This is a genomic window from Neptuniibacter sp. CAU 1671, from assembly GCF_029222905.1.
Lineage (GTDB): Bacteria > Pseudomonadota > Gammaproteobacteria > Pseudomonadales > Balneatricaceae > Neptuniibacter.
In genome coordinates this window covers 351,427-374,744 of sequence record NZ_JARHUE010000001.1, presented here as the reverse complement: position 1 = coordinate 374,744, position 23,318 = coordinate 351,427, and the positions used below count along the sequence as shown (strand labels likewise).

Genomic DNA, 23,318 nt, shown 5'->3' with positions numbered 1-23,318 from the left:
ATTCCCGAAATTGGCTGGGAAGGATAGAGTTGTTTTTGCTACTCCTGCAGAAGTTCACATCTCCTCAAAAAGTTACAAAATCATTAACATGCCAAGATTATGGCAATACATAAAAGCCTAATAAAAATTAGCGGATTGAAAATGAATCACAACAGGAATGTGTTACTGCCCCTGCTGGCAGGTTGTTTGGTTATGAGTCCGGGTCTTTATGCTGAAGAAGTGACCCGACTTCAGGGTGTAACAGTTATTGGTACCACGCCTTTGCATGGTGCCGGACTGGAAAAGAAACGGGTCGCGGCGGCGGTTCAGACAGCCAATAATGAGGCGATTGAAAAAAGCCAGGCGTTGAACCTTGCTGAGCACCTGCGTGCCAACTTCTCGAGTGTTACGATCAACGAAGCGGTCAGTAACCCTTATCAGCCTGACGTACAGTACCGTGGTTTTACTGCCTCACCTCTTTTAGGTTTGCCGCAGGGACTCTCTGTCTATGTGAATGGTGTCCGGTTTAATGAGCCATTCGGTGATACGGTTAACTGGGATCTTTTGCCGGAAGGTGCGATCGACTCTATTAACCTGTTTGCGGGTTCCAATCCTGTGTTTGGTCAGAATACTCTGGGTGGCGCGCTCTCAATTCGGGTTAAAAATGGTTTTGATCACCCGGGCAGTCAGATTGAAACATCGATTGGCGATGATGGCCGATTCAACCTTGAGGCCCAGACGGGGGGTAATGACGGTCAGTTCGGTTATTACGTGATTGGCAATTATTACGAAGAGGACGGCTGGCGTGATCATTCACCCAGCGAAGTAAGGCAGGGGCTGGCAAATCTGAGCTGGCGTGGTGAGGACAGTTCATTAGAGCTGACCATGGCGGCCAATGATAACGAGCTGATCGGTAATGGCGCTGCACCTGAACTGCTGCTTGATACTCAGGGGCGCGAATCCATCTACACTCAGCCGGATCGTACTGAAACGCAGATGAACCTGTTCGCGCTGTCGGGCGATACCTGGGTGTCTGATGATGTTCAGTGGAGTGGTAATGTGTATTACCGCAAGAACAAGATCAACACCCTCAATGGCGATGACAGTGACTACGAAGAGTGTGATGACGGTGGCTTGGAGACCCTGTGTGAAGGGGATGAAGATGATCCGATGTCACTGGAGCCAGTAACCTTTGTTGGTTACGAAGGTATGACGCTTGAGGAAATTGACCCCTCACTGGATCCTGATGAACTTGACGGTACCCTGAACACCTCAGAAACCAAGCAGCGGAGTTTGGGTCTGGCTTCGCAGTTGACCTTCCTTGGGGATATGTTTGATCGTGAAAATCAGCTGACCGTCGGTTTTAACTATGATGCGGCTGATATTAAGTTCCGTTCTGATACCCAGTTTGCTGAACTCCGTAACGATGTGATTACTGACGACCGAGGCGTGACCGGTATTGGTCTGTACGACGCGGAGTCACAGGTTCGACTACATGCCAAACAATTTAATTTTGGTTTGTTCTTTACCGACACGCTGGCTCTGAACGATGAACTGGATCTTACAGTTGCAGGCCGTTACAACCGTACTCGCGTGAAGATGGAAGATCTGATTGAAGATGGTGAAGGCTCGTTGGATGGCAGTCACAGCTTCAACCGCTTTAATCCGGCTGTCGGTCTGGCCTGGCACCCCACGGATGAGCGTTCTTGGTATGCCAGTTACAGTGAGGCTTCCCGTGCACCAACTCCGGCTGAGCTGAGCTGTGCGGATCCGGATGACCCATGTAAGTTACCAAATGGTTTTGTATCAGATCCACCGTTAAAGCAGGTTGTCGCCAAAACAGTTGAGTTTGGTGTACGTGGCAACGGTTCTGACTATCAGTGGAATGCGGGTGTTTTCCACACCATTAACCACGATGACATTATTTTCCAGCAGGCAGGTGATAGCCCATCAGAAGGTTACTTTGCCAATGTGGGTAAAACCCGCCGTTTAGGTCTGGAATTGGGAGCGCAGAAGCAATACGAAAAAGTGACGCTTGGGGTTTCATATACCTGGCTGGAGGCGACCTTCCGCACGCCTTATGTCAGTTTTAGCCCTAACCATCCACAGGGTGGAGACCGTCAGGTTGAGCGTGGTGATGATATTCCGGGCTTGCCGCAACATGTGGTAAAGCTGGTTGCAGACTGGAATGTGACGCCCGCATTTGACCTGGGGCTGGAAGTCTCTTATCAGAGCAGTCAGTATTTCCGGGGTGACGAGTCCAATGATGACGACAAGCTGGATGGATTTGCTGTTGTTAATCTAAGAGGTCTCTATAAAGCCTCTGAAAATGTTGAGTTTTTTGCTAAGATCGACAACCTGTTTGATAAAGAGTATGAAACCTTTGGTGTCTATGGCGAAGCGGAAGAAGTGCTTGGAGATGACTTTGACGATGAAGTCCGTTTCGTTGGCCCCGGTAAGCCACGTTCAGGTGTGGTTGGCATGCGGGTCCGCTTCTGATTCATGCCAAAAAGCTGTGGGTCTGATCTGAATGACACGCAGCTTTTTACCTGCAGTAAATTTTGTGCCAGCAATGACGTTGTCGTTGCTGGCACATTCCGTTCTGGCGTATTACTGGATTAATACGCCAAGCATTCCTCCCGTCATCCCTGAAATCATCACGTACACTGTTGATGTTACTCTGCGTCAGCAGGAGGTTGCTCCTGAGCCGGTGATAGAAGAGCCTAAACCCGAGCCTAAACCCGAGCCTAAACCCGAGCCTAAACCCGAGCCTAAACCCGAGCCTAAACCCGAGCCTAAACCCGAGCCTAAACCGGAGCCTAAACCGGAACCTAAACCGGAACCTAAACCGGAACCTAAACCGGAACCTAAACCGGAGCCTAAACCGGAATCAAAGCCGGAGCCCAAACCGGTGATAGAGAGGCCCTCTCCCTTAGTTAAAGGCGTTCTAAGGGAGGTTGTGCGTTCACCGCAGTATCGAGAATCGCCCAGAGCGCCTGAATACCCGCGCAAGGCTCTGAGGCGTAAGCTTGAAGGTGAGGTGCTGCTAAGAGTGCTGGTCAGTGCAGAGGGTCTTAACCAGCAGGTACTGGTACACCGCAGCAGTGGCCATGAGATTCTTGATCAGGCAGCGCTGGAGGCCGTGGAAAAATGGCTGTTTAAGCCAACCCTGCTGGATGGCAAACCCGTGGCTTCATGGGTGGAAGTGCCGGTTAATTTTCAGTTGCGCTGACCCTGTGCTGACTGACTAATTGGCTCAGTCCTTGGCTTAAGACCTAAAGTATAAGGTCAATTCACTCGCAAGCAGCGTCGTATTCAGCCGTAACATATTTAACAATTAGAGCATATGGGTCAGCCAGCCCATATGATATCCACTCTGGCACTTGAGTTATCTATCTAAGAGCTCTAACCGTCATATTACAGCCTGCATTGCAGGCTTTTTTTTGTCCTGATTATTCTGTTTCTACTTTTACCACTGCCACTGCCGCTACCGCTGCTTATTGTTATGACTGGCTGTTATTCAGGTATAGCTGTAATCAGATAAGGTTTCGCTTTTAAGCAAAATAAAGTGGTGAAAAATGAGGTGGTAAAAAAGAGGGTGGGATCAGGAAGAGAGAATGAGTCAGTGTTCAATGCTAAGGGTAAAACCCATCAATCACGACACGCTTTATAAGACAGGCTGGATTGATAAGAAATCGCAGAGGAAGTGAGTGCTACAAAAAAAGAAGACCGCGTCGCTGCGAAGGGGGGCAGCGCGCGGCCAACTATCAGCTTTCTAAGTGAAACTGATTAGAACAGTACTACAGCACCCAGTGCGATAGTATCGTTCTCTTCGAACTCGGCACCATTGACTTCAACTTCAGTCATGTTGTACTCGCCGATCAGGATCAGGTTGCTGTTAACTGAGTGGAAGATACCAAATGCGGTATTTTCGGTTTCAGCATCAGCACCCGCCAGCAATGGATCAGCATCGCTTTCGGAGTTGCCGTAGGAAACTACGAAACGAGTAGCGCCAGCTGTGTAAGAAGCCTGTACCAGGTAACCTTCAACTTCATTGTCTTCAGACAGAGTCAGAGTATCCAGGCCAGCAAGGGTACCCATGCCTTCGCCGCTAAATGCAGACAGGCCCAGTGCAAAACCAGCAGCTTTGAATTTAACGCCACCAGCAACACCGGTAGTGTCTACATCTTCACCGCCAGTAGTGGAGTCAGAAGACTGATACAGAGTACTGATGTTGGCAGAGAACATCTCACCAGCGTAAGTTACTTCTGCTTCGAAACGTGGAGCAGTTTCTTCAGAATTAACATCGCTCTTGTTAGGGTCCATCAGACCAACAGCCAACTGGAAGCCGTTAGTCGCAGGGGTGCGGTAAGTGATCTGGGCTTTCGGGAACGGATAAGTGTAACCGGTAGCGATGTTACCGAAAGATACGTTTCCGCCGTCTACCAGACCCAAGGTGTCAGAAGACTGGCCGTAACCGATCAGCAGTTCGTCGCCCAGGATTACAGCGCGGTTAAACAGGCCGAAGTCTTTACCGATCAGAATCTGACCGAAAGAACCGTCTACAGTTGCGTAGAACTGACGAACGTCGATACCGGAATCAGTACCCAGGCTATCGCCGCGGCCAGCTTCACCCGCACGAGTCGCGTCAGAATCGTTAATAGTAACCCAGAAAGATGAACGACCACCAACAGTCAGGTCGTCAATTTTCTTGCTGAAGTTAAAACCGATGTAGTTTGGCAGGAAGCCCATTTTTACACGAGACTGGTCGTTGTCGCCCTGTGGGCCGCCGTCAACGCTTGAATGTACATAGAAAGTGTTGAAGTAACCGTCTACAGAGAAGGTGGTGCCTTCGGTGTTGTATAGTTCGATTGCAGCGCTTGCCTGAGCAGAGATGCCCATAGCAACTGCAGCAGCTAGCAATTTAGCCTTGTTATTTTTCATGTCGCCCCCGATTAGTTCGGTTTTGTTGTTAACGTTCGGAGTCGATTATCAAAAACCCACGCAAAATCAAGTATTCAGCCAGAGTAGGCATTTGATTAAACCTTGGGTTTACAAGACTTTAAGGCGTTTTGTATTAGAGAGAAATAATGAAAGGTATTAGTCGGGCGTGACTAGTACTGGTACTGATACCAAAGTGCTGTATTTTGGTGCAGTGCACCAAATGGGGTAGGGGCGCTATTTATACCTGTTTTAAGATGACAAGGTAAGCATTTTAAAGTTCATTTTTAGTTAAAAACGAATTTAGCCTTTACTAAGTGTGTTGGAAAAAGTCTGAAATATAACCGAGCTGAAGTGTTGCCGTTCATCAATAAAGCAGTGGTATGCTAAGGCACTGCGTAGATCGGGCCGCAACGTGATATGCCTGAAACAATAATTAAAAAAACGGAGTTCCAGCCGTGAATAACCCCCACTCAATCAAGTCTGTTGTTTCTTACAGTCGTATTCCTGATGTGGCAGCAAAAGAATTGCATATGCAGTTCACTGATCCGGGCATCGCTTTTGTGCTGTTTTTCTGCTCCGCGGAATATGATCTTCCTGCTCTTGCTGATGCGATCAATGCAGAATTTACCGATATGGTGGTGGTTGGCTGTACTACGGCAGGGGAGATTACGCCGGATGGTTATGGTCAGGGCTGTATTACTGCAATTGGTTTTGATCGTGCTGATTTTGCAATTGAGGCTGCGTCAATTGAGTGTCTGGATGATTTCAGTCTGACGGATGCTCAAACACTGGTAGATCAGTTAATTCATAGCTGCAATGAACATGAAGTGGCGGCTATAAAAGGCAACACCTTTGCGCTGACCCTGCTGGACGGCTTATCAATACAGGAAGAGATGGTGCTGATGAATCTGAATTCAGCCCTGGGCAGTATTCCTAACTTTGGTGGTTCGGCCGGGGATGATGTCCATCTGGCAAAAACCCATGTTTTCTTTAATGGTGCCTTTCATACCGACGCAGCGGTAGTGATGCTGGTGAATACCTGCTTTGAATTTGAAGTGTTCAGCACCCATCACCTGCAACGTCTTCCTGAAAAGCTGGTGGTGACCAGAGCGGATGCCACCAGTCGGTGTGTTTTTGAGTTGAATGCAGAACCCGCTGCAGTGGAATATGCCCGGGTGACGGGCCTGGAGCTGGATCAGCTCACCCCGGATATGTTTGCCTTACACCCACTGGCCGTTAAGTTGAGTGATGACTATTTTGGACGCTCGATTCAGCAGGTGGGGGATGATCTCAGTCTTAAATTTTACTGCGCGGTCGAGAATGGCATTGTACTGACAGTCATGGAACCTCGAGACATGCTGGAAAATCTGGAGCAGAAGTTGGTGGAGATCAGGGAAAAGATCGGCGAACCACAGATTATTATTGGCTGTGATTGTTTTTTGCGCAGGCTGGAGGCCCAGCTGGGCGGATTCAATCGGGATGTTTGTGAGGTCTACGTGCGTAACCGTGTGATCGGCTTCAATACCTACGGGGAGCAGCTGGCGGGTATGCACATCAATCAGACATTCACCGGAGTGGCCATTGGAAAACGTCGTCATGACTGATCAGTTTCAGGAGGCGTTACAGCAGCGCCTCAAAGCATTAGAAGAGGAAAATGCCAAACTGCTCAAAATCAATAAGGTGTTGATTGAGCGTGTTGAATCCTCCAGCAGTTCACAGGGAACAAACCCTTATTCCGCGTTTGAGCACTCGGTGATCCTCGCCGAGCAGGTGCGAGAGCGTACCGATGCTCTGAACCATGTACTGTCAGAGCTGAAAACCAGCCACTACGCCCTCAAAAGTGCGAATCAGCAGGCTGCACTGGCAAATCAGCGCCTGGTAGACGCGATTGAAAGTATCTCCGATGCCTTTGTGTTGTTCGATGATCAGCGCCGCATCATTCTGTTTAACAGTAAGTTTGCGGACGTTTGGCGTCCCACCGGGTTGGCGATCAAAACCGGTACCACAATTCAGGATATTTCCCGCCTTGCAAAAGAGAGCGGGCTGATAGTCGAGGAGTACCCGGCGACTGACGGTGCCAGTAAAGTTTATCGTCTTGCGGATGGCCGTTGGGTGCAGATGAGTGAACGTCAGACTCAGGATCAGGGCCTGGTCATTCTCTATACCGATATCACCGCACTCAAAGCCAGTGAAACGGCACAACGTGAATATGCCCTGGCTGAGAAAACCAAGCTGCTGCAGAGAACCGTCGATAACCTGTCGCAAGGTGTCGTGCTGATCAATCCGGAAGGAACGGTAGAGCTGTGGAATGATCGTTTCATTGAGCTGACCGGGGTGCCTCGCGATCAGCTGGATAACAGTCCTCCGTTCGCAGCCCTGATGTTGGATAACCACACCATTTTGCAGCATGCGCTGACGGCTGCTCAGCAGGGTGAAGTACTGGCCTCTGAACAGCGCAGTGAGAAAGGGCAGGTAGTGGAGGTCAGAACCCATCCAATGCCTGAGGGTGGCTTTGTAAACACCTATACCGATATTACTGAACGACACCGTTACGCAGAAACGCTGCGTGAAAGTGAGCAGTGGATACGCCTGATTACCGATAACGTTCCGGCGATGATTGCGTATCTGAGTGCGGATCTTGTCTATCGCTTCACTAATAAAGTGTATGACGAATGGTTTGGTCTGCCACGTGGCGCGCTGAATGGTAAAAGCATCCATGATGCCTATGATGATGCGCAATATGCCCAACTGGCACCTTACGTAGAAAAAGCCCTTGCCGGTGAGAGTCAGACCTTTGAGGTCTGGCAGAGTAATGCCCGTGGAGAGCAGCGTTATATGCTCAAATCCTACGTTGCCAACGTGAGTGCCCAGGGCGAATCTGACGGCTTCTTCGTTATGATCAGGGATATCACAGAACGACGCCGTTCTGCTGAAGCCCTTAAATTGTCCCACCAGTTGCTGGAGCAACGAGTAGAGGAGCGTACCGCAGAGCTGCAATCACTGAATGATCAGCTGCGCTCTGAAATCGAAGAGCGTGCCGAAGTGGAAGCGCGACTGCGTGAGGCAAAACAAGAGGCTGAGGTTGCCAACCTCTCCAAGACCAAATTCCTGGCGGCGGTGAGTCACGACCTGCTGCAGCCTTTGAATGCAGCACGTCTGTTTTCGGCTGCATTACACGATAAGTTGCGCACAAATACCGCTGAACCTCTGGTGCAGTCGGTTTCAAACTCACTGGATGATGTGGAGTCTCTGCTGCGAACGCTGGTGGATATTTCGAAACTGGATGCCGGTGTCGTAAAAGCGGATATCGTGCCCTTCAGTGTGCAGCGATTGCTGGATACGATGGCGTCAGAGTTCAGTCGGCTGTCGGGTGCGGAAGGGCTTAAATTCCATTATGTCGGTAGCAGTTGTGTTGTTAAGTCTGACTCTCAGTTACTGGCGCGTATTCTGCGTAACTTCCTGACCAATGCGATGCGTTATACCCAGGAGGGCCGGATTTTGCTGGGTTGTCGCCGCCGTCCTGGGGTGCTTTCTATTCAGGTATGGGATACCGGTCCAGGCATTCCGCAGGAAAAACTGACTGAGATATTCCAGGAGTTTAAGCGCCTTAAAAAACCTCAGCATGGCCAGGATAAAGGTCTGGGGCTGGGTCTGGCGATTGTCGATAAGATCTCCAGGGTACTGGGCCATAACATTACCGTTCGTTCTATTGAGGGTAAGGGATCCATGTTCTCGGTTGAGGTCCCGATGGGCGGCGAGCTTATGCCGTCAGTGCCGATGGGGCCGCGTATGCCAGTCCTTGCAGAGCATCTGGTGAATGCCAATATCTGGCTGATTGATAATGATCAGGCGATCTGTGATGGCATGCGCGTTTTGCTTGAAGGCTGGGGCTGTAATGTAGTGACTGCTTTGTCGGTTGAGGATCTGCGCAGCAAAGTTGACTTTGCCGAGGATCCGGTTGATCTGCTGATTGCAGATTATCATCTGGATGACGGTGAGAATGGTCTTGATGCTGCGCGGGAAGTGCAGGGCGAGATTGGCGATCACCTGCCGGTACTGATGATTACGGCGAATTACAGTCTTGAGTTAAATCAGGAGATTCGCGACCTGGGTTTCCTGATGATCAACAAGCCGGTTAAGCCGCTCAAGCTGAAAACCACCATGACGCATATGCTGGAAAAAAGCTTCAACCGTTAATTTGCGAACCAAAAAAAACCGGGCACTGCCCGGTTTTTTTGTGTGCTAATCAGCGTTTAAGGTATTCGTTGAAGTCGATATTACCGGCTGACAGGACTGCCTGAATGCGGTTGTGAACGCCCAGTTTGCGCAGGATAGCAGAGACGTGCGCCTTGACCGTAGTTTCAGCAATGTTCAGGTTGTAAGCAATCTGTTTGTTGGACTCGCCCTTGGACATGCGCTCAAGTACCAGCAGCTGTCGACGGGTCAGAGAGGAGAGTAGCTCTGGAGGGATCTGATTGTCATCCTTGCGCTGAGTGCGACGGCTATCAACCTGGCTGGCGCGAATGATGTCCGAGGGAAGATAAACGTTACCGGCCAGAATCTGTTCCAGCGCTTCTGTCATCTGTTCGCGTGGAGAGGACTTGGTAATAAAGCCAACAGCACCGTAGGTAATGGCTTGCAGTACGATCTGCTTGTCTTCTTCGGCAGAAACAATCACTACCGGCACCGTCGGCATATCATTGCGCAGGGTGATCAGGCCGTTCAGGCCGTTCATGCCGGGCATGTTGAGGTCCAGCAGGATCAGATCAAGCTCTTCTTCCTGCTGGGCAATGGCCAGAGCGCTTTCGAGATCTTCTGCGTCCAGTGTCTCACAGCCTGGAAAACTGTTTTGGATAACGTTGATAATTGCTTCACGAAACAGCGGATGATCATCGGCTATGAGGATTTTATACACGATCTCTCTCCAGCAGGTTTTTGTAATACAGCCTAATTATGCTTGCCTGTGGCTGTTTTGTCATTCTCAGAGCCGTAACCCCTTGAAACACTGACATTACCTTTAAATCGTCAGGGTGGGAAGGGTTCTGGCTTTCCCTGTTCTAGTGGCTGGTCATGTTCAATCCAGCCGTCCGTGCCATTTCTGAACCAATATAGATTGCTGTAGCCCCATGAAGCCGCCCGTTTTACGGCATTCCAGGACATCCAGCAATCAGCGGTACAGTAAATTACCAGCGGGTCATTTTTGTTACCCTTCAGTAATTTATTCAGGTTTTTCTGGTAATAGATAAGCCAGCGCTCTTCAGGCTCACCCTGGCCAACATTAGGCAACCACATACTGCCGGGCAGATGCATGCGGGGTTGTTTTTCAATGAACACCCCATTCCAGGGAATTGGCTGTACATCCAGCAGCGCCGGCTTGGGTGTTTGCTGCAACAGGTCGATCAGTTGTTGCGTATTCACCGTCTGGGCGTAATCGCTTGAAAGCGGTGTCGGGCTGCGGTAGCGCAGCAATCGATAGCCGTCATAGCTGAACAGTTCAAAATCATCTTCAGCGACGCCGGGCCAGTATTGATTGCCACTGGGCTGTATCTCTGCACCGGGCCCCGCCACTGTCCATGTGCTCAGTGCAACCAGCAAAAACAGAAAATACATATAACAATCCGGCCTATACGATTGTGGCTTTATTACACCCTGAGCGCTGTTCGTCAAACATTCTACTAACGAGTCAAACGCCGGGACCTTAAGTATGAATTATTACATTTCCGGTCATGTTTGGGGTGGATGACGCTATTTCAGCGTGCCGCCCAAAGAAATCTTCCAGTTGTTTAAGGTTCTGCTGCACGTATTCAACAAAAGCACGCATGGTCGGCGTTGGGTATTTTGCCTGAGGGTAGACGAGGCACCATGAGCGATTTAGGGGGAAACCCGGAAGTTTAAGTATTTCCAGCGCACCTAATCTTAATTCCGACATCACACTGAGCCGGGGCAGTACCGCAACCCCAAGCCCGGCCATAACAGCATGTTTAACCGCTGCATTTGAGCCAAGCTCCATGGCGCTGTGAAGGCGCAGACGGTGAAGCTGGCAGTGGTGATCCAGCGCCAGACGTGAGCCGGACCCCGGTTCTCTAAGCAGAAGTTCACTGTTCAGGAAGTCCTGAGTTTTTGGTGAGGGATTCTGCAGCAGGGGATGGCCGGGTGGCACAACCGGTATCAGTTCGTTGTTCAGGAATGGCAGGGCTACCAGCGGTTTGTCATCCGGAACCATACCCATAATCACCAGATCGTCCTTGTTCTCCTCCAGACGCTGCAAAGCAGTGGCCCGGTTTACTACGCTGACACTGGTTTTGACATCGGGATGCAGATTCAGAAACGCACGCAAAAGATAGGGCACGACATATTGGGCGGTGCTCACGGCGACCAGACGTAGCTCGCCGGCTACCACGCCACGCTGGCGGTTAATGTCGGATTGGAGATGCTCAAGTTCGCCAAAAATCTGTTCGGCATGTTTTACCAGTGTCTCACCGGCGCTGGTGACAAACAGACGGCGCCCAACATACTCAAACAATGGCAGTCCCAGAGTCTCTTCCAGTTGGCGTATCTGACTGCTGACAGCCGGTTGAGTCAGCCCCAGTTGTGCCCCGGCTTTGCTATAACTCCTATTCAGGTAAACCGCCTGAAAGACCTGTAATTGTCTAAAGGTAAGGCGGCTGGCAAGTCTGGGAATCATGTTTGGTTACACGCTTAATCAGATATGTATAAGTAATAGGTTATACAAAACCTAAGTAATATCAATTTTAACTTTGCCTAAGCCTTATCTACGCTTGTATACATACTCGTTTGAGGAATGGATATGTTGAAAAAAGTATTGATTGCTAACCGTGGTGAGATTGCGGTGCGAATCGTGCGGGCCTGTGCCGAGATGAATATCCGCTCGGTGGCGATCTACACAGAACCTGACCGATATGCGCTGCATGTAAAACGGGCCGATGAAGCCTATTCTCTGGGTGAAGAACCGCTTGCGGGCTATCTGGATCCGCTGCGCATTGTGAATCTGGCTCTGGAAACCGGCTGTGATGCCATCCATCCGGGTTATGGGTTTCTGTCGGAGAACGCCAACTTCGCTAAATTGTGTGAAGAGAAAGGCATCACTTTTATCGGTCCTAAATCCAGTGTCATTCATAAGATGGGTGATAAGACGCAGGCGCGTGACAGCATGCGCGCTGCGGGTGTTCCCGTTACGCCCGGTTCTGACGGAAACCTGAAAGACCTGAATGAAGCATTGGAGCTGGCAGAGAAGATCGGTTATCCGGTGATGGTTAAGGCGACTTCAGGGGGTGGCGGGCGCGGCATCCGTCGTTGCGATTCTGCGGAAGAGCTGAAAGTGCAGTATCCGCGTGTTATTTCCGAGGCGACCAAGGCCTTTGGTTCCGCCGAAGTGTTTATGGAGAAGTGCATTGTCGATCCGTTGCATATCGAGGTGCAGATTCTGGCGGACAGTCACGGCAATGTAGTGCACCTGTATGAGCGTGACTGCTCAATTCAGCGTCGTAACCAGAAACTGATAGAGATTGCGCCCAGCCCGCAACTGACGCCGGAACAGCGTCAATATATTGGTGGTTTGGGTGTGAAAGCGGCTCAGGCGGTGGGTTACGAGAATGCCGGTACCGTTGAGTTTCTGATTTCGGGTAATGAAGTGTACTTCATGGAGATGAATACTCGTGTTCAGGTCGAGCACACGATCACCGAGCAGATTACTGGCGTAGATATCGTCCGTGAACAGCTACAAATTGCATCCGGTATGCCGTTGAGCTTTGCGCAGAAAGATATTCATTACCGTGGTTTTGCGCTGCAGTTCCGTATCAACGCCGAAGACCCTAAAAACGATTTTCTCCCCAGTTTTGGACGTATCAGTCACTACTATGCTCCGGGCGGCCCGGGTGTGCGGGTTGATACCGCCATCTATACCGGCTACGAGATTCCGCCGTACTTTGATTCCATGTGTCTGAAGCTGGTGGTTTGGGCTTTGAACTGGGATCACGTAATCGAACGTGGCCAGCGTGCCCTTGATGATATGCGTCTGCACGGCATCAAAACGACGGCGCAGTATTATCAGCAGATTCTCAAGCATCCTGATTTTCAGGGTGCCAACTTTAATACCAGTTTCGTGCCCAGCCATCCGGAGCTGCTCAATTATTCAGTTAAACGTCACCCCAGCGAAGTGGCTCTGGCCATTGCCAGTGCGATTGCAGCGCATGCCGGTTGGTAACAAGCAGAGGATTTATTCATGAGTCAGACAAAAAAAATTGAAGTCACCGATGTCATTCTGCGTGATGCGCACCAGTCACTGATTGCAACCCGAATGCGTACCGAAGACATGCTGCCGATCTGTGAAAAACTGGATCAGGTCGGGTACTGGTCACTTGAGGTTTGGGGTGGTGCAACATTTGATGCCTGCATCCGTTTTCTGAAGGAAGATCCATGGGAGCGCCTGCGTCAGTTGCGAGCGGCGCTGCCAAACACTCGGCTGCAGATGCTGTTGCGTGGTCAGAACCTGCTAGGTTACCGCCACTATGCGGATGATGTGGTAGACAGTTTTGTGCAGAAAGCGGCGGAAAACGGCATTGATGTGTTCCGTGTCTTCGACGCACTGAATGACCTGCGTAATGTCGAGCGTGCCATGAAAGCCGTCAAAAAGGCCGGCAAACATGCCCAGGGTACCATTTGTTACACCACCAGCCCGGTTCACACGCCGGAGCTGTTTGTTGAGCAGGCCAAAACCCTGCAGGCAATGGGCGCGGATTCTATCGCCATTAAGGATATGGCAGGCCTGCTGACACCCTATGCGACATTTGAGTTGGTGCAGGCGATCAAAGGCGCTGTTGACCTGCCGCTGGTGGTGCACAGTCACAGTACATCGGGTCTGGCACCTTTGTGCCAGATGAAAGCCATCGAAGCCGGTGCTGACCGCATTGATACGGCGATCTCCTCGTTTGCCGCGGGTACCAGTCATCCTGCAACAGAATCTCAGGTGGCGGCACTGAAAGGTACACCGTATGACACGGGTCTGGACCTGGAACTGCTTTCTGAAATTGCGGATTACTTCCGTGATGTGCGTAAGAAGTATCATCAGTTTGAAAGTGAATTCACCCGTGAAGATGTCTCTGTTCAGATCAATCAGGTACCGGGTGGCATGATGTCCAATCTGGCAAACCAGCTGAAAGAGCAGAATGCACTGGATTCTATCCGTGATGTGTTTGCCGAAATTCCCCGGGTGCGTGAAGACCTGGGTTACCCTCCGCTGGTAACGCCAACCTCGCAGATTGTGGGTACGCAGGCGGTGTATAACGTGTTGTCAGGTCAGCGTTATAAAACGATCACCAATGAAGTAAAACGTTACCTGCAGGGGGGCTATGGTCAGCCACCGGCAGCGGTGAATGAAGATCTGCGCAAAAAAGCCATTGGCAACGAACCGGTGACTGAAGGGCGCCCGGCCGATCAATTATCCCCGGAGCTGAATAAGCTGCGGGCTGATATTGGTGCCCTGGCACAGTCTGATGAAGATGTGCTGACCTTTGCCATGTTCCCGGATCTGGGCCGTGAGTTCCTGCAGCAACGCCAGGATGGAACCCTACAGCCGGAAGTGCTGCAGCCCGTTGATCAGGCCGCCGCTGCTGTGAAAGGTGCCAGCAAGGCGGTTGCAACTGAATTCAAAATTGATGTGCATGGCGAGACCTATGAAATCGCCATCACCGGTGTGGGCGATTCCGGTTGCGGCAAGCGCAAGCTGTATTTGTCGATGGACGGCATGCCTGAAGAGGTGGTGTTTGAGCCGCTGAATGAATATGTGGCAGAAGAGGGCGGTAAAGGGCGTAAAAAAGCCACCGATCCGGGCCATGTCAGTGCAGCAATGCCTGGCAATGTGGTTGATGTACTGGTTAAAGAGGGCGATTCAGTCTCTGCCGGTCAGGGCGTGATGGTGATTGAAGCGATGAAAATGGAGATGGAAGTCCACGCCAATATCGCAGGCACCGTTCAGGCTGTGCATGTGAAAAAAGGTGACCGGGTGACACCGGGCGAGGTATTGATTGAAATCGTTGGATAAATCCCAGTAGTATGCGGCACCTCCCAAGCGGGGTGCCTTCGCTTTTTAATGCAGGACAGGTTTTAGTAATGGAACAGATCGTTAAAGGTATTTTGAAGTTTAAGCAGGACATTTACCCGGAGCGTAAAGACCTTTTCGGGGTACTGGCCGATATGGGTCAGAGCCCGGAAGTGCTTTTTATCACCTGCTCGGATTCGCGAATTGATCCAAACTTGCTCACCGGCTCCAGTCCGGGAGATCTGTTTATCTGTCGTAATGCAGGCAATATCATCCCGCCGCACAGCAATGAAACGGGCGGTATGACCGCCTCCATTGAATACGCCGTAGCCGTGCTGGGAGTGCAGCATGTGATTGTCTGTGGCCATACTGATTGTGGCGCGATTAAAGGGGCGCTTGATCTTGGCAGTCTGAAAGGGTTGCCTCATGTTAAGGAGTGGCTGGGGCATTGTCGCTCTGCAATGGAGATTGTGCGTGAACGCAACAGCCTACCGGGTGATCAGTGTGTTGATGCGTCTTATCTCAACGAAGCCATTGAACAGAATGTGTTGCAGCAGGTTCAGCATCTGCGTACCCACCCTGTGGTGGCGGCCAAACTTGCGACCAACAAGCTTTCCATTCATGGATGGGTCTATGACATCAAATCCGGCAGTATCCGCTGCTGCGGTTTGCATGATGAGTCTTTCCGCGACTTTTCAGAGCAGTATGCAGAGATTATTGCTGAGCTAGAGGCTTCTGCTGAATAAATACTGACCTGTAATTCCGAAGCGGGAATGCATGTAGTACTAATGGACTAATACTCAAGACCAAAAGTAGTATTTTTGACCCGTTAGCGTACTCGTATTTTGGTAATGAAGTTTTTACGGAACATCTGTCGGTTTTAACTGCCTGAGTATTAACTTTGCGCAGGGTAAAACTGACAGAGTTTCATGGCGGATCGTGGCAACGCGAATCCAGCCACAATAAAAATAATTGCTGCCGGGTATGTTATGACGTTTGTTACACGTGCTTTAGCGCTGATGTTTGCGCTCTTTTCCTTGACGGTTTCCGCTGAAACCACTCTTCCTCAGTTACGGGTTGCCGTTTTGCAATCAGGTACTGTGAACTGGGAACTCCAGTATATCCTTGATCAAAAGCTTGATCAGGCTCACGGTTTCAAACTTGAAATGATTAAAGTGGCCAGCTTGCCTGCGGCAAAACTGGCGCTGACCAGTGGCGGCGCCGATATGATGGTGTCTGATTGGCTGTGGGCTGGCAAACGCAACAATGCGGGCGAAACCCTGCGTTTTATCCCCTTTTCCAGTCAGATCGGCAGTGTGCTTGTGCCGACAGACAGTGCAGTCAAAACGCTGCAGGACCTGCGCGGTAAAAAAATCGGAGTTGCTGGTGGACCGATGAATAAAAGCTGGGTGTTGCTGCAGGCAGCAGCCAAGGCTGAAGGTATCGATCTGCAAAAAGAAGCCTCTATCCAGTTTGCTGCACCGCCTTTGCTGAGTCAGGCACTTAAGCGCGGCCAGGTCGATGTGCTGGCAACTTTCTGGCATTTTGGCGCGCGTCTGGAGGCTGAAGGTTTTAAGCCTTTGGTCAGCATGCAGCAGTTGATGCATGAGTTGGGTATGAAGAGCAGTCTCCCGATTCTGGGGTATCTGTTTCATGCGCAGTTAACCGAGCAGTCGCCTGATGCAGTGGCAGGCTTTGCCGCTGCCGTGGCAGAAGCGAAACAGCGTCTGGCGGTTGATGAAGCGGGCTGGAATGCTATACGCCCGCTGATGAACGCTGAAAGCGATGAAATTTTTACCGCGCTTAAAGTGAAGTACCTTGAGGGTACTCCTGAGCGGATCTCTGAACAGCAGATTGAGGATGCCAAGCGGTTCTTCAGTTTGATTGATTCTCTTGATCCCAATCCAACTGGCGAAAAACTCGATCCTGTGGTGTTTTATCGGGCTGAATTATGACGACCAGTCGCCTGCGAGATCAACTGCTGGCGCTGGCAGTTTTTATCCTTATTTGGTACCTCGCTGCAGCCTGGCTGCAGAATCCGATGTTGCCGGGCCCAGATCATGTGGCCGACAAACTGCTGATTGAATGGCAGCAGGACCGTTTGCTGCCCAATCTGATGATCACGCTGCAACGTGTTGTGATCAGCTTTGTATCAGCCATGTTTCTGGGAATTATACTGGGTGTGGTGATGGGGCGGTTTTCGCTCTGTAACCGGATCCTGGATCCTCTGTTGGTGATGCTGCTAAACATTCCGGCGCTGGTGGTTATCATTCTGCTGTATATCTGGTTTGGTCTGGTGGAAGCGGCAGCGGTTGCTGCGGTGATTATCAATAAATTGCCCAATGTGGCGGTCACCCTGCGAGAGGGTGCACGTATGTTCGATCCTGAGCTGGAGGAGATGGCGAAAGCCTATCACTTTTCCTGGCAGAAGCGTCTTCGTCATATCTGGTGGCCGCAATTGTTCCCTTATGTGATGGTGGCTACCCGCAGTGGTCTGGCCCTGATCTGGAAAATTGTGTTGGTGGTTGAGCTGCTGGGGCGCTCGGATGGCGTGGGCTTTCAGCTACATCTGGCGTTTCAGTTATTTGATGTGGCAACAATTCTGGCATACAGCTTTGCCTTTATCACGGTGGTGCAACTGATAGAGTGGTTTGTGCTGCAACCGTTAGAGCGGTATTCAAGTCGCTGGCAAAAAGGGGCATCGTCATGATCAGTTGGTCAATTCCCGGTCGCAGTTTTAACGATAAACCCGTGTTGGGCGAGATCTCGTTGTCTTTGGCGCCAGGTGAGAGTCATTGCCTGATCGGACCGTCTGGTTTTGGTAAAACAACACTGCTGAATATTCTGGCTGATCTGGATGTGGATGGTGTAAAGGCCAACTGGAAGAGTGGGAAACCCCATATTGGTTATCTTTTCCAGCAACCGCGGCTATTGCCCTGGCGCACCCTGCGTGAAAATCTATTGCTGGTAAAAGATGACCTTCCAGCCGTAGATGAGATGCTGGAAGCGGTTAATCTGCAAGGCTATGGCGACTATTATCCTTCACGGATCTCACTCGGCATGGCGCGCAGAGCGGCACTGGCCCGCTGTTTGCTGATGGAGCCTGATTTGGTGCTGATGGATGAACCGCTTGTGTCTTTGGATACGCCCACTGCGGCGCAGATGCGCAGGCTGATTAAACGGCTGGTCTGTGATCATCCTACCCGTTGCCTGATCTACGTTACCCACGATCTTGAAGAAGCGCTGCAAATGGGTGACCGTATCTCCGTACTGGGAGGAAAACCTGCGCAACTGGTGTTCAGTGCCCGCAGTGGTGAGTTGTCACGCGAAATTCTGGAGCATAAGCTACAAGAGCAATTCAATTCAGTGGCATAAAGGCCTCGGGGAACAAGTATGGAGCAGCGCCCTCGTCGGATTCTTCCGTTAATCATACTGGCGCAGTTCCTGGGTACCTCGACCTGGTTTGCCGGTAATGCGATTTTGCCTTTACTGCAGGCTGCCTGGAATCTTCCTGACAGCGCCGTAGCTCCGCTGACAAACTCGGTACAATTTGGTTTTATCTGCGGTGCTCTGCTGTTTTCCATTCTGGCACTGGCTGATCGTTTTTCTCCCCGCGTGCTGTTTTTTCTCTGCGCTACCGGCAGTGCTCTGGCGAATGTACTGATCGCACTCTGGGCTGATAATCTGAATGACGTCCTGGTACTGCGCTTTCTCGGTGGCATGATGCTGGCGGGTGTCTATCCGGTCGGGATGAAAATTGCTACCGGTTGGTATCCGGAAGGCCTCGGGCGTGCGCTGGGTTATCTGGTTGGTGCTCTTGCGCTGGGTACAGCATCTCCACATTTCGTATCTGCGCTGCAGTTTTCCAGCTGGCAACCGGTAATCTATGCCGTCAGTCTGGCTGCTTTTATCTCCGGCTGGCTGATTCTGCTGGGGGTGCCTGATGGACCGGCCCTGCATCGTGGTAAAGCGTTGTCACTGCGAGATTTGTGGATCGCTCTGCAGCACAAACCGCTACGTGCATCTGCCGGAGGTTATTTTGGCCATATGTGGGAGCTGTATGCCGTCTGGGCGCTGGTGCCGTTCTGGTTGAAAGCCTGGGCCGAGAGTCAGCAGGTATCCATCAATATTGCCTTCTGGTCGTTTACTGTGATTGCAGCAGGGTTGCTGGGGTGCGTGATGGGCGGACGCTGGTCAGTGAAACTGGGTAGTCGTAAGGTCGCATTTTATATGCTGCTGGGTTCGGGGCTGTGTTGCCTGCTTTCACCACTGGCCTTCCACTGGCCCATGCTGCTGATGCTGATTTTCTGGTGGTTTTGGGGCTTTACCATCGTCGGGGATTCGCCTCAGTTTTCGGCACTCTCAGCCCAAACCTCACCGCCCGCTGTCGTCGGTAGCGCCCTGACCATGATTAACTGTATTGGTTTTTCGATAGCGATCGTTTCAGTGCAGCTGAGTGCGATATTTTTAGCGCAGGTCCCGGTTGCCTGGCTGATGTGGCTGCTTATTCCGGGACCTGTACTTGGCATGTTGAGCCTGCGTTGGCTTGCGCGTCAGCAGGCTGAATGATCAGCCGCGGCCATTGCCTTTCTGTGGGCTGAAGCCGGTGACCGCTACTGCGCTGAACAGCAGGGTGGCACCTGCGGTAATGATCAGGGCATCAGTGTTGAGCTGTGAGTAGAGTGCATAACGCACCAGTTCTACCGCATGGGTGAACGGATTGACCTGACACAGCCAGTAAAGCCACTCACTGGCCTCCTGCATCTTCCACAGCGGATAGAGTGCTGACGAGAGGAAGAACATCGGGAAGATGACAAAGTTCATCACGCCTGCGAAGTTTTCCAGCTGCTTAATGCGGGTTGAGAGCAACAGCCCCAGCGAGCTGAGCATCATGGCTACCAGCATCAGCGCAGGCAGCACCGTCAGATAACCGATCAGCGGTGGTTCAACCTCTACCAGCAGTGCAATCACCAGAAACGCATAGACCTGAGTCAGTGAGATCAGTGCGGTTGCCACCATTTTGCATAACAGCAGGTAGGGGCGTGGCAGAGGACTCATCAATAACACACGCATGCTGCCCATCTCGCGGTCATACACCATCGAAAGGCTGCTCTGCATGCCGTTAAACAGCAAGATCATGCAGCACAGACCGGGGGCGATGTAGACCTCATAGGTGATATAGGTCTCGTAAGGTTCAATGATGGCGATGCCCAGTGCAGCCCGGAAGCCTGCAGCGAAAACAATCAGCCAGAGCAGGGGGCGGATCAGTGCGCTGAGGAATCGGGAGCGCTGCTGAACAAACCGCAGAAATTCCCTGACCAGAATGCCTTTAAAACAGTGCCAGCTGCTACTCAGCGTCATGCTACCTCCTTGGTGCCAGTCAGGCTGTGAAACGCTTCAGTGAGATCGGTTTCATTGGCCAGTTCGAGCAGGCGACTGGCCTGACCATCGACCATGACTTCCCCTTTGTGCAGCAGGATCACCGGATCATCGGGTTTAATCTCTTCCATCAGATGGGTTGCCCAGAGTGCAGTGAGATTATCTTCAGCACAGAGTTTGCGCACGTGTTGATTAAGGGCCCGGCGGGTTTGCGGATCAAGCCCTACAGTGGGTTCGTCCAGCAAGAGAATATTCGGCTGGTGCAGCAGGGCGCGGGCAATTTCTACCCGGCGTCGGTGACCGCCGTTGAGGCCGCGTACCTTGTCGTTGGCGCGATCCATCATCTCCATCCGGGTGAGCTCCTGCTCGATTCGTGGCGCGGCTTCTCTGGCGGAGATGCCATGCAGGGAGGCGTGATAGAGCAGGTTCTGTTTGACGGTAAGATCGAGATCCAGCGTGCTCTGCTGAAATACAACACCCAGGCGTCGCATGATCTGCGCCGGTTGTTTGCGGATGCTCTGATCGTGGATGGTGATCTCACCCTGTTGCAGTGCATAGAGGCGTGTCATCAATGCAAACAGGGTGGATTTGCCGGCACCGTTTGGTCCCAGCAAACCGTGAAATCCGCCTTCGGTCAGTTTAAAGCTGACGTCTTTTAACGCCTGCCGCGGACCGTAGCGAAAACTGATGTGGTTGACTTCAATGCTCATGGCAAGGCACCCAAAAAAATACCGGCCTGCAGTGCAGGCCGGTGCTTACTGAAATAGTTATTATGGTTTTACCACAACACCCCAAGGGTAACGACCTACTTTGATGGTTTTGATCGCTTTGTGTGCTTTGGTATCGATGACGGAGACATCGCCGCTGATACCATTGGTAGTCAGCAACAGACTTTCATCGGTGTTGAAAGTCATATGCCAGGCACGACGTCCCACCAGAATGTAGTCATCGATTTCAAACGTTTTAGCGTCAACAACGGCAACGTGATTGGACGGTCCTAGTGCGACATAGGCCCACTTGCCGTCCTTGGTCAGTTTAATGCCGACCGGCTGAATTTTATCCGGGTGTACGCCTTTCACTTCGAAACGCAGTTTTTTGACGATCTTACGGGTAGCTACATCGATGACGGATACCGTGCCGCCGATCTCGGAACTGGCCCAAAGCAGGGTGCCATCGTGATTGAACTCCACGTGGCGCGGACGCTGATCGACCAGTGTATTGTCAACAAGCTCATGGGTTTTGGTATCAATCCAGTGCACCATATTGGTGGTTTCGCTGGTGTTGACTGCATAGGCACCGTCCGGGCTGACAGCCATGCCTTCAGGTTCTACACCTACATCGATCTGGGCTTCGACCTCATGGGTTTGTGTGTTAACGACCGTTACCAGAGCATCATCTTCGTTCGCGATGTAGAGATGAACATCATCCGGGTGCAGGGCAAACTGCTCAGGGTCCTCACCAGACGGCAGGGTGGCAATGATTTTGTGTGTGGTGGTATCCATCACCTGAACAGTGTCTGAGTCGGAGGCGCAGATATAAAGCTTGCTGTAATCCTTGGAAAAAATAATCCCGCGTGGACGCTGTCCAACAGAGATTGTTTTTATCACCTCAAGCGTACTGAGATCGATCAGAGACAGGGAATCGTCTTTTTCGTTGGAAACATAAGCGATCTCAGCCTGAGCCAGGCTTGTCGTCAGCAGCATCGCAGCGGCAATAGGTGTTAGCAGTTTGTTAAGCTTCATAGTAGTCCTCATTAAAATTTGCAGCTGCTTTCAGGTTTGTCATAACCCAGTGTATCCAGCTCGTTGGTAGGGTGAAGAAAACCCTCCTGAGGCGACTGGGAGACTACTGAGCGTGAATGAACCAGAGGGATGGGTTGACGAAGTTGGTGATTCCAACTGCGATAGTCCATTTTGCGGCCTTTAAAGGCAGCCAATTCAAACTGATCGCTTGTCATGTAAGCAAAAACAGACGCCGGGTCGGCTTTGTTGATTCGGGTCACAGCCTCGGCAATACTGCGCACGCCTGCCCAGGCGGCGTAATCCACCGCATTCATGCGGCGGTTAGTGAGTTTGACAAACCGGCTTTGCAGCTGAGCTGCCCCCCATTGTTCAATCACCGGATCCCAGGCTGCTGGTTTCAGGCCCTGTGTCCCGCCGACAGGTCTTGGATACCAGGTGTTGTAGAGGACATACTCACCAAAATCACCACGTTCGTCAGCCAGGATCACCATGTCATACTCTTTGGCCTGGGTGAACAGTGGCATTTCACGTTGCGCGGTCCGGCGCATGTCGGTCTCAAACGTCCAGGATTTTTCATCGACAATCTTGATACCGAATCGCTTGCTGGCACGCTTAAACGCAGCAGCATAAGCGGCATCTTCCTCGGTGGAGCCGGTAATTAACAGCACTTTGCCGATGCGGCGGGCTTTGAGCCATTGAGCCAGTGCATCGGTCAGCATTGCCCGGCTGGGCAGGGTATGCAGTACGTTTGCACGGCAGTCCTGATTTCTGAGGGTGTCGTCATAACTGCCAGCATTGAAAATAATGGCATCTTTACCCAGCGCCGCCTGTAGTTGCAGCAGGCTGGCCCGCGGCATGTTGGCAACAAAGTAACGCAGGCCTTGTGCATACTGCTGTTTGGCAGCCTCAATCAGTTTGGCAGGATCTTCTTCAACTGCAGAGGTAAAGCTGTAATGATGCTTGAGAAATTTACCGGTGGTGTTGCTGTCATCAACAGCCAGTTGGGCGCCGCGAAGTCCACTGTCTTCAGGTTCTGGAAACAGATTCGAAAGAACGGGACCCTGATCGATAAACTGCCCAAGGTAGCTGACTTTAACATCCAGTTCAGCGTGGGCTGTTCCGATCAGCAGGTGACTTGCCAACACAGTGGCAGCCAGTCGGGTACTCATAAATTTCATAGTAACGCTTCAATTGTGATTATTATTCTGGCCAGCATA

19 protein-coding genes are annotated in these 23,318 nt (G+C 51.3%); 11 read left to right on the top strand and 8 right to left on the bottom strand.

Translation table 11 applies throughout. The features are described 5' to 3' along the window. Positions 1-141 precede the first annotated feature (141 nt). Together P2G53_RS01750 and P2G53_RS01745 are read left to right on the top strand one after the other, a co-directional pair. Entirely contained in the window at positions 142-2,478 is a 2,337-nt protein-coding gene (locus P2G53_RS01750) for a TonB-dependent receptor (protein ID WP_275812851.1), read from the top strand. Positions 2,479-2,509: 31 nt separating this feature from the next. After that, the gene (locus P2G53_RS01745; RefSeq protein WP_275812847.1) at positions 2,510-3,211 is read left to right on the top strand and encodes an energy transducer TonB; all 702 of its coding nucleotides are present in this window, start codon (positions 2,510-2,512) and stop codon (positions 3,209-3,211) included. A 557-nt stretch (positions 3,212-3,768) separates the two neighbouring features. Here the strand turns inward: P2G53_RS01745 and P2G53_RS01740 are convergent. Further along, a complete protein-coding gene (locus tag P2G53_RS01740) occupies positions 3,769-4,923 on the bottom strand; it encodes a porin (protein ID WP_275812844.1) in 1,155 nt (384 codons plus the stop codon). Positions 4,924-5,378: 455 nt separating this feature from the next. Between P2G53_RS01740 and nosP the strand changes: the two genes are divergently transcribed. Both nosP and P2G53_RS01730 read left to right on the top strand, forming a co-directional pair. Continuing rightward, entirely contained in the window at positions 5,379-6,527 is a 1,149-nt protein-coding gene (gene nosP, locus P2G53_RS01735) for a nitric oxide-sensing protein NosP (protein ID WP_275812842.1), read from the top strand. Continuing rightward, positions 6,520-9,120, top strand: a complete 2,601-nt coding sequence (locus tag P2G53_RS01730; RefSeq protein WP_275812839.1) for a PAS domain-containing hybrid sensor histidine kinase/response regulator — start codon at positions 6,520-6,522, stop codon at positions 9,118-9,120. The genes nosP and P2G53_RS01730 overlap by 8 nt, the downstream gene beginning before the upstream one ends. Positions 9,121-9,169: 49 nt before the next feature. Here the strand turns inward: P2G53_RS01730 and P2G53_RS01725 are convergent, their stop codons facing one another. The 3 genes from P2G53_RS01725 to P2G53_RS01715 form a co-directional block, all read right to left on the bottom strand. After that, positions 9,170-9,838 carry a response regulator transcription factor gene (locus tag P2G53_RS01725; RefSeq protein WP_275812836.1) on the bottom strand — a complete coding sequence of 223 codons (669 nt, stop codon included), beginning with the start codon at positions 9,836-9,838 and terminating at the stop codon, positions 9,170-9,172. 110 nt (positions 9,839-9,948) lie between these two features. Beyond that, a complete protein-coding gene (locus tag P2G53_RS01720) occupies positions 9,949-10,533 on the bottom strand; it encodes a rhodanese-like domain-containing protein (protein ID WP_275812833.1) in 585 nt (194 codons plus the stop codon). Between the two features lie 88 nt (positions 10,534-10,621). Continuing rightward, entirely contained in the window at positions 10,622-11,608 is a 987-nt protein-coding gene (locus tag P2G53_RS01715) for a LysR family transcriptional regulator (RefSeq protein ID WP_275812831.1), read from the bottom strand. A 123-nt stretch (positions 11,609-11,731) separates the two neighbouring features. On the opposite strand from P2G53_RS01715, the gene P2G53_RS01710 reads away from it, so the two are divergent. From P2G53_RS01710 to P2G53_RS01680, 7 genes are all read left to right on the top strand, one after another. After that, on the top strand, positions 11,732-13,147 hold the full coding sequence (locus P2G53_RS01710) for an acetyl-CoA carboxylase biotin carboxylase subunit (protein WP_275812827.1): 1,416 nt from the start codon (positions 11,732-11,734) through the stop codon (positions 13,145-13,147). Between the two features lie 18 nt (positions 13,148-13,165). Continuing rightward, a complete protein-coding gene (gene oadA / locus P2G53_RS01705) occupies positions 13,166-14,983 on the top strand; it encodes a sodium-extruding oxaloacetate decarboxylase subunit alpha (protein ID WP_275812824.1) in 1,818 nt (605 codons plus the stop codon). 68 nt (positions 14,984-15,051) lie between these two features. Continuing rightward, complete coding sequence (locus P2G53_RS01700; RefSeq protein ID WP_275812819.1) at positions 15,052-15,726, top strand: carbonic anhydrase; 675 nt, start codon at positions 15,052-15,054, stop codon at positions 15,724-15,726. Between the two features lie 243 nt (positions 15,727-15,969). Next, the gene (locus tag P2G53_RS01695; protein ID WP_275812816.1) at positions 15,970-16,935 is read left to right on the top strand and encodes an ABC transporter substrate-binding protein; all 966 of its coding nucleotides are present in this window, start codon (positions 15,970-15,972) and stop codon (positions 16,933-16,935) included. Then, complete coding sequence (locus tag P2G53_RS01690; RefSeq protein WP_275812813.1) at positions 16,932-17,690, top strand: ABC transporter permease; 759 nt, start codon at positions 16,932-16,934, stop codon at positions 17,688-17,690. The genes P2G53_RS01695 and P2G53_RS01690 overlap by 4 nt, the downstream gene beginning before the upstream one ends. Beyond that, entirely contained in the window at positions 17,687-18,355 is a 669-nt protein-coding gene (locus P2G53_RS01685; RefSeq protein WP_275812810.1) for an ATP-binding cassette domain-containing protein, read from the top strand. Before P2G53_RS01690 ends, P2G53_RS01685 begins: the two co-directional genes overlap by 4 nt. An 18-nt stretch (positions 18,356-18,373) precedes the next feature. Beyond that, complete coding sequence (locus P2G53_RS01680) at positions 18,374-19,549, top strand: MFS transporter (protein ID WP_275812807.1); 1,176 nt, start codon at positions 18,374-18,376, stop codon at positions 19,547-19,549. Here P2G53_RS01680 and P2G53_RS01675 read toward each other — a convergent pair whose 3' ends face one another. The 4 genes from P2G53_RS01675 to P2G53_RS01660 are packed head-to-tail and all read right to left on the bottom strand — an operon-like array spanning position 19,550 to position 23,279. Next, positions 19,550-20,341 carry an ABC transporter permease gene (locus P2G53_RS01675; protein ID WP_275812805.1) on the bottom strand — a complete coding sequence of 264 codons (792 nt, stop codon included), beginning with the start codon at positions 20,339-20,341 and terminating at the stop codon, positions 19,550-19,552. It abuts the gene before it with no gap. Next, positions 20,338-21,069, bottom strand: a complete 732-nt coding sequence (locus P2G53_RS01670; protein WP_275812802.1) for an ABC transporter ATP-binding protein — start codon at positions 21,067-21,069, stop codon at positions 20,338-20,340. Before P2G53_RS01670 ends, P2G53_RS01675 begins: the two co-directional genes overlap by 4 nt. Positions 21,070-21,129: 60 nt before the next feature. Beyond that, complete coding sequence (locus tag P2G53_RS01665) at positions 21,130-22,101, bottom strand: YVTN family beta-propeller repeat protein (protein WP_275812799.1); 972 nt, start codon at positions 22,099-22,101, stop codon at positions 21,130-21,132. 11 nt (positions 22,102-22,112) lie between these two features. Continuing rightward, the gene (locus tag P2G53_RS01660) at positions 22,113-23,279 is read right to left on the bottom strand and encodes an ABC transporter substrate-binding protein (RefSeq protein ID WP_275812797.1); all 1,167 of its coding nucleotides are present in this window, start codon (positions 23,277-23,279) and stop codon (positions 22,113-22,115) included. Positions 23,280-23,318: the final 39 nt, after the last annotated feature.